Origin of the sequence: Kineobactrum sediminis (assembly GCF_002868715.1) — a bacterium.
GTDB lineage: Bacteria > Pseudomonadota > Gammaproteobacteria > Pseudomonadales > Halieaceae > Kineobactrum > Kineobactrum sediminis.
Genome location: NZ_PKLZ01000014.1, coordinates 108,362 through 114,996, shown reverse-complemented (window position 1 = coordinate 114,996; position 6,635 = coordinate 108,362). Strand labels below are relative to the sequence as shown.

Sequence of the window (6,635 nt, the reverse complement as noted above, 5' to 3'; positions counted from 1 at the left end):
CTCAAAAGGGCGATTAAAAATGGGGGGATTACACTGTTGCCTGCCGTCGTCAAGTCCGTCAAGACATTGGTGTCGCTCCAGCCGGTAATCTGCGCCGCTGATACGGACCCGGCAGCCAATAGCGCAGCTGCCGCCGCGGCGAAATGGTTTCTCGTGAACATAGGAATTCCCCTTCTTCAAGTTTTTTGAAAGAAGCATTCTCTGAGTGTGGAAACCCCAAGTTCTGCAAGATCTATACACTCGCTTTTTGAGTATAGGATCGAATAACGGAGTGTGCCGGAAATTTTATCGATGAGCCTTGAGCCCGGATGGACATCCGGCCAGCTTAACGCCAACCCCACCTGTGCACCTCGCCGACGTGGCCTGTATCAGGCCAGCAGGTCCCGCAACGCTTTGCGGTTCAGCTTGCCGACAGCTGTTTTGGGTACACTGTCCAGAAAGACGATTTTGCGGGGTTTTTTGTAGGAGGCCAGTCGCCCACTGACAAACTCGATCAGTTCCGCTTCGGTCGCCTGCTGGCCGGGTTTCAGGGCGATCGCCGCGGTGACGGCCTCAATCCATTTTGCGTCTTTGGTACCAACGACGGAGCACTCGGCCACCGCCGGATGTTCCATCAGTACATCCTCGACCTCGCGGGGATAAACGTTGTAACCGCCGGTAATGATCATGTCGGAAGTGCGGTCCTTCATATGCAGGAAGCCACGCTCATCCATCACTGCTATATCCCTGGTACGCAGCCAGCCGTCGTCGGTAAACATCTCGGCATTGAGCTGGTCGGCATTGTAGTAACCTTTCATCATCGAGGGGGCCCTGACCGCGATTTCGCCCGGCGCACCTGGCGGCACCTCATTGCCCGCTTCGTCGATCAGCCGCAGCTCGACATCAACGCAGGGCTTGCCGCAGGAACCCAACAGGTCAGCTTCATGATCTTCGGGCCGAAGCACCGTGATGGTCAGCGGGCATTCGGTCTGGCCGTAGTATTGCCAGAACCGTTCACGTCCCCATACCGCCATGGCTTGTTCAATGACCGGTCGGGGCATGGGGGAAGCGCCGTAGATGACCTGGCGCAGCGAAGATACATCAGTTTGTTCAAAATCCGGATGGCCCAGCAGCATCTGCAGCATGGTGGGTACCATGTTGATCGCGGTAATCCGCTCTCTGGCGATCAGGTCCAGGAAAGCGGTTGGGTCGAATGCTTTCATGATGACGGTTCTGGCGCCCCGTAACCAGAAGGGCAATACAAAAATCCCACTGGCGTGAATCAGGGAAGCCGCATGCAGCATGGCGTCGTCATGCTCTACATTAATCAGGTTCATCAGCACATTCTTGCAGATGCCGGCGTAGGATGCCTGGGTGTGCTGGGCTGCCTTGAGCGTGCCGGTGGTGCCGGAGGTAAACAGGGTCAGAACGATATCATCATCCTTTACCGTAATAGTCGGCGCCGATTCCGGTTGGGTCCGGGCACTGCGCAGAAGGTCCGTGCCGCCCCCGATTGAGCTGTCCAGGCCATGACAGTGCAGTTCGGGCACCTCCGCCTTCAGCGCCGCGGTATGTTCAGCCAGGTCCGCGCCGAACACGATTCGTTGAGCCCCGCTCTCGCTGAGCATCTTTACGTGCTCATTGACAGATAACCTCGCATTCAGGGGAACCCGGTTGAGGCCGGCCTTGACGCAGGCAAAGTCCAGGGGGACGCTATTGGGACCGTTATTGAGGAGTAACGCGACGCGGTCGCCCTGCCGCGCGCCAGCCTCATGCATGGCGTGTGCAAGCTGGCTGCTGAGACGGTCAACGTCCCGAAAGGTAAAGGCCTGGTCTTCATAGACGATGGCCGTTCGGTTCGGATACTGTTTTGCACCACGGTTTATCAGGTCAAGATAGGTTGTTGTCATTGGGGTGCTCCTGATTCAGGTATCGAACCGGCCGTGTCGCCCGGCCCCTTTGGTGAACCGGTCGGCTCCTGCGATCGCTTCTTCGAAGACAATCGGGTAACCGTGTTTGCCTTCGTTCTGAAGAGCGTCTGCCAGTGACAGGTCCCACTGCTGATAGGCGGATGCGCGATCGGCTCGCATACAGTGTTGGGGGAACCCGGCGATCTGGGCGGCCAGTTCTTCGGCGGCTTCCCGAGCGGTGCCGTCAGGTACCACACGATTGGCGAGCCCGATCTGCAGGGCCTCCTGTGCAGCGACGGGGCGACCGGTGAGGATCATGTCCAGGGCGCGCGACTGGCCCACAACACGGGGCAGGCGAACGGTGCCTCCGTCTATCAGTGGCACGCCCCAGCGACGACAGAAAACCCCGAAAACGGCCGACTCTTCTGCCACCCGGAGATCGCAGAGCAGGGCCAGTTCCAGGCCACCGGCGACAGCGTAACCGGATATCGCAGCGATAACGGGCTTGCTCAGCATCATCCTGGTGGGGCCCATGGGGCCTGGACCTTCGCCTTCGGGATCCACTGTATTTCGGCTCTGTGGGTCGCCCATGGCAGTCAGGTCCGCACCGGCACAGAAGGTACCGTTGGCACCCCACAGCACCGCAACGCGCAGTGACTCGTTGGCTTCAAACTGCTCGAACGCGGCCTGTAGCAACTCAGCCGTTTGCCGGTCAACCGCATTTTTCCTGTCGGGTCGGTCCAGGATAATGGTGCAGACGTGACCGTTTTCTTCTATTCGTACGGGTGAGTTGTCCAAGGCTGGCTCTCCGTTGTATGACAATTGGTGGAACTATAGTGCTAACGAGTCGCGACCGGAGCCAGTGGGCAGGGTCGTGTTGCGACGCAGCAGGGGCGAATCCAGGATCTGTCGTTCATCGCCGACATAGACCTGTCCCTGGGAGCAGTGTTCCGTCACGTACTCCAGGCCGAACAAACGGCATAGCTGCACACCAGCCTCGGTATAGGCATTGGCGCCGATATGTAAGAACCGGACCCCCTGGGTGAGTTGGGAACGCATCAGTCCGGCAATATGCTCAAGTAACCCACGCAGGAAACGATGGCGCCGGAAATCCCGGTGCAAGGTGGTTGTGGAGATGTAGCCGATGTATTCGCCGGGTCCGGTGTAGCGGGCGCCGGCAATCTCGTCTTCCTCAAGCGTCCCGCACAGGAGTGCCTGGTATTCGGATCCGGTCAGCAGGGTCAGCGCCCACTGTCCCACCAGCGTGCCACAGCAGGTGACGCCGAGGAAAAATGGCAGGTTTTTCTCCCGCAGGCGGACCCAGTGCTCGATATCCTCGAAGCTGCCGTCATAGTTGCCGATGTTGGCGGTGGAAAGCTCGATGGAGGAAAGCACCATGTCGTGCACCGTCCAGCCATGAGCCAGGAAGTAGTCATAGCTGTCGTAACTCACGCAGGCTGGATGAGTTTCCACGAGGGCGTGCTCCAGCGACGCCAACCACTGCGCAGGCGCTGACTCGACGCTGCGGTAGTACCACTTGCTTACCTCCAGGACTTCACACCACAGGTCCAGAACCGTTTCGGTGCCGCTTGAAGGCCGCGACGCAAGATAACGAATACGCGTGTATTTGAACAATGACTCCGGCTGGTAGTGGCGCGCTTCCGCGTGTGTCAGCGCCCAACGGGCCAGGCGCTTTACCTCATCCGTCCCCAGGGTGCCCTGCTGGAACTGGTGGTGAAGCCGGTTTACCGTATCTTTCATCATTTCGCCGTGGCAGTCCCCGACTTGCGGGTTCTGAGAAACCGGATCAGGATGACCAGCATGATAGCTACCAGCCCGGAGGAACTGGTGCCCGCCAGGATCTGTTCCGGCGCCATAGGTGACTGCGACAGCGCCATCAGGCCGGCCCGGTAGAACGCGGGCAGGGCCTCGAAAACGAACAGCAGCACCGCGATGGTGTTAAGGACCCGATTCTCTGCCTCGGTGGCCAGCGCATAGCGGATGTTGATCTTATGCTCGAGAAATTGCTGGTTCTCCCGGTAGGCGGCGAGGTCGGCCCGGGTCTCGAAGCGCACGGCGATGATGTCTGCGAGGGTCTGGGCGGTGATGAAGCGGAACACGCGAATGTTCCAGAAAGCCATGGTGCGTCCGAACTCGTTGCTGCAGTCTTCGAGAAACTTCATCGGGACCCGGTCTTCGTGCCCGATCTTCTGTACGACCTTGGTGTTGGTGCGTGAAACCGCTGCATCCTGGAACACGATGAGCTCAATGATAAACAGCAGCGCCGCGTCGGAGAAGACTGCGGGTATTTCAGCACTGTTGTTGGCGCGCGTGTCGATGCGCAGAATATTGTTTTTGCCAACGTAGATTTCACTGCTGTCATACTGCGCCACGTCCTGACCGATTTGTTCAAGGAACGCTCCCGGTTTGAGGGCTGCTCCCATATTCTCTGAGCGGTAGGTCTCGCCGGCCAAATAGTAGCGGGCCACATCGTCCTGGGGCTTGTTTTCCTGGGTGGCAGACAGACACACCCGGCTGGTGCCGGTCTTGATCAGGCCGTATTCCTCTCTTAACAATATCTCGAAGTTGCCGGGTTCAGACACAGCGCCGGCGCGGCGACAGAGGATTTCTTCTTTCGATACCTGGTCGAGAAGCTGCGAAGCGGGGAGTTCCACGCCATGGAATACAATCGTGACCACGGCCAGGCCGGTGTGAGGGTGAAGCGCGATGAAGACAACGCCGGGGCGGACGATCTGCTCGGTATTGCAGGTTTCCTCGTGGTCGTGGCACACGAACTGGAATTCGCCGATACAGGCCCGACGCAACTCCTTTTTCATCTGGTTGGAAATCTCCGAGGCGAAACGAGCTTCCATTTCCGCCATGAAAGTGGCAGGGAACCCGCTCTGCCGCTCTGCTTTCAGGGCCTCCAGTACCCTTGCTGAGCCGGCGTCAGTCACGTGGCAGGGTAGGTGGATGTAGATGTTGCCCAGGAAGCGCTCTTTGTCCATGTCTCTCGATTCGACCACTGCGAAAAAATGTACAGCGCCGGCCACTGGTTTTGTGGTCGGTTATGCTGGCTGGGAGTCTACCTTAAAAACAGGAGAAGACAACGGAAGCCACATTAGGGCTGCGTGGCATGGTTCCGGGTCCCGCGCAGCGCCATGAAGCCCAGTGCCGCCAGTGAGCAGGCCAGCATGCACAGGGTCACGGCCGGCAGGGTCTGTGGCAGCAATGTGCTGAGCCCGCTGGCAATACCCCCTAAAGCGAAGGTGGCCGTCCCCATCAGGGCAGCCGCTGAACCGCTGCTATTCGGGAAATACTCCAGGAAACTGGCCTGGTTATTGGGGCTTATAGCGCCCAGGGCGCCCGCGTAGAGCATCATGCCCGGTAAAAAAGTGAAAACCGAACCATCCAGCAGGGCGACACCCACCAGCCAGATCGCGGCCACGGCCTGTGCGACCGTTGCCCCGCGCAGGATCTGCAGCGAAGTCAGTCGGTTTAGCAGCATCCGGTTCAGCAGGTTGCAGCAAAACATGGTGACAATATTGCAGGCGAATAGCAGGGCGAAGGCATCGCGGGATTGCTCATAGTGAAGCTGGTAGATAAAAGCGGACCAGGTCACGAAGATGATCAGGCCGCCAAAGCCCGCAGCCTGCCAACCGATATGCGGCAGCGCACGATGTTCGCGCAGCACCTCCAGATAACGCTTTAACATGCTGATGCCGCCGGGACCAGCGGGCGGCCGACGCGGTCCCTTGAATACTGTCACCGACAGCAGCGGCAACAGGCACAGGGCGTAGATCCCGAGGAAGGCAAAGACGATTCCCCAGTCCCCGAAACGCAGCAGCAGGGTGCCGATGGAAGGGGCGATCGCGGGCGCCACGATAGCGACCAGGCCAATCATCGAAAACAGCTTGGCGGCCTGGAGGCCATTGACCCGGTCGCGCACCAGGGCCGGTATGGACACCGCCGTGAAGCCGCCGCCAATGGCCTGTATGACCCGGCCCAGCAGTAACGATTCAATCGTCTGCGCCTGGGACAGGAAAAAGCTGGCGCCGGCAAACAGCAAAAGGCCAGTGACCAGCACCCGGCGGCGCCCAAAGCGGTCGGACAGGGCCCCGCCCACCAGTTGCCCCAGGGCAATGGCAAACATGTAAATGGAAATGGTCAGGGACACAACGTTGATGTCAACGCCCAGGTCGGCGGCGATGTCCGGAAACGCGGGCAGGTAGGTATCGATGGCAAAGGGCCCGAGCATCATGGTGAAACCAAGGGCAAATATGATCGCCAGGGGCGTATGTTGGGAGTGGGTCATGCGGGTTCCGGGCGGTGTTGCGGGGTGCTGCGGGCCTGCGACTGCAGGTCGCGAAGGCGGCAGTATAGCATGCCTGGCAGTGCCGGGCTTGGGGCGCGGCCTGCGCAGCAGGACCGCGTATTGCCGCCGCTTACTCCGGCGTCAGGGTGATTTCAATATTACCATTGATGGTGAGTTTCATGCCGGCAGCTGCGGCTTCTTTAATAACAGCCGCCAGATCCGCCTTGGTTTGGCGCAGTTCACCGATACGCTTGACGCCCTCCGTATCGGTTTCACCAAACCGCTCCCGACGGCTCCAGTCTTTGCGCTGGTGAAAACTGATCTTGTCCTCTATCAGCGTCATTAGCAGCTGGGTGGCCTCGTCAGGATGGAATATCCCACTGATCAGTCGGTAACTCCGCGTATCTACCTCATTTTCCATGCAGTTTTCC

7 protein-coding genes are annotated in these 6,635 nt (G+C 59.3%); 1 reads left to right on the top strand and 6 read right to left on the bottom strand.

Annotated features, from left to right (window positions below; translation table 11 throughout):
- Nucleotides 1-189: hypothetical protein (locus tag CWI75_RS18565; RefSeq protein ID WP_206604768.1), on the top strand; the 189-nt coding region annotated here is incomplete at its 5' end.
- 179 nt (nt 190-368) lie between these two features.
- Here the strand turns inward: CWI75_RS18565 and CWI75_RS16295 are convergent.
- From CWI75_RS16295 to CWI75_RS16270, 6 genes are all read right to left on the bottom strand, one after another.
- Nucleotides 369-1,889: a class I adenylate-forming enzyme family protein gene (locus CWI75_RS16295; protein WP_101522592.1), complete on the bottom strand. Its 1,521-nt coding sequence runs from the start codon at nt 1,887-1,889 to the stop codon at nt 369-371.
- A 15-nt stretch (nt 1,890-1,904) separates the two neighbouring features.
- On the bottom strand, nt 1,905-2,687 hold the full coding sequence (locus tag CWI75_RS16290) for a crotonase/enoyl-CoA hydratase family protein (protein ID WP_101522591.1): 783 nt from the start codon (nt 2,685-2,687) through the stop codon (nt 1,905-1,907).
- Nucleotides 2,688-2,720: 33 nt separating this feature from the next.
- A complete protein-coding gene (locus tag CWI75_RS16285) occupies nt 2,721-3,650 on the bottom strand; it encodes a hypothetical protein (protein WP_101522590.1) in 930 nt (309 codons plus the stop codon).
- Complete coding sequence (locus tag CWI75_RS16280) at nt 3,650-4,897, bottom strand: hypothetical protein (protein WP_146003617.1); 1,248 nt, start codon at nt 4,895-4,897, stop codon at nt 3,650-3,652. The genes CWI75_RS16285 and CWI75_RS16280 overlap by 1 nt, the downstream gene beginning before the upstream one ends.
- A 113-nt stretch (nt 4,898-5,010) precedes the next feature.
- The gene (locus CWI75_RS16275) at nt 5,011-6,204 is read right to left on the bottom strand and encodes a multidrug effflux MFS transporter (RefSeq protein WP_101522588.1); all 1,194 of its coding nucleotides are present in this window, start codon (nt 6,202-6,204) and stop codon (nt 5,011-5,013) included.
- A 130-nt stretch (nt 6,205-6,334) separates the two neighbouring features.
- Nucleotides 6,335-6,625: a hypothetical protein gene (locus CWI75_RS16270; RefSeq protein ID WP_101522587.1), complete on the bottom strand. Its 291-nt coding sequence runs from the start codon at nt 6,623-6,625 to the stop codon at nt 6,335-6,337.
- Between the last annotated feature and the right edge of the window lie 10 nt (nt 6,626-6,635).

Excerpts from the sequence above, each read along its gene's own strand:
- CWI75_RS16285 (WP_101522590.1), bottom strand. The coding sequence starts at position 3,650 with ATGAAAGATACGGTAAACCGGCTTCACCACCAGTTCCAGCAGGGCACC.
- CWI75_RS16295 (WP_101522592.1), bottom strand. The coding sequence starts at position 1,889 with ATGACAACAACCTATCTTGACCTGATAAACCGTGGTGCAAAACAGTAT.
- CWI75_RS16275 (WP_101522588.1), bottom strand. The coding sequence starts at position 6,204 with ATGACCCACTCCCAACATACGCCCCTGGCGATCATATTTGCCCTTGGT.
- CWI75_RS16280 (WP_146003617.1), bottom strand. The coding sequence starts at position 4,897 with ATGGACAAAGAGCGCTTCCTGGGCAACATCTACATCCACCTACCCTGC.
- CWI75_RS16270 (WP_101522587.1), bottom strand. The coding sequence starts at position 6,625 with ATGGAAAATGAGGTAGATACGCGGAGTTACCGACTGATCAGTGGGATA.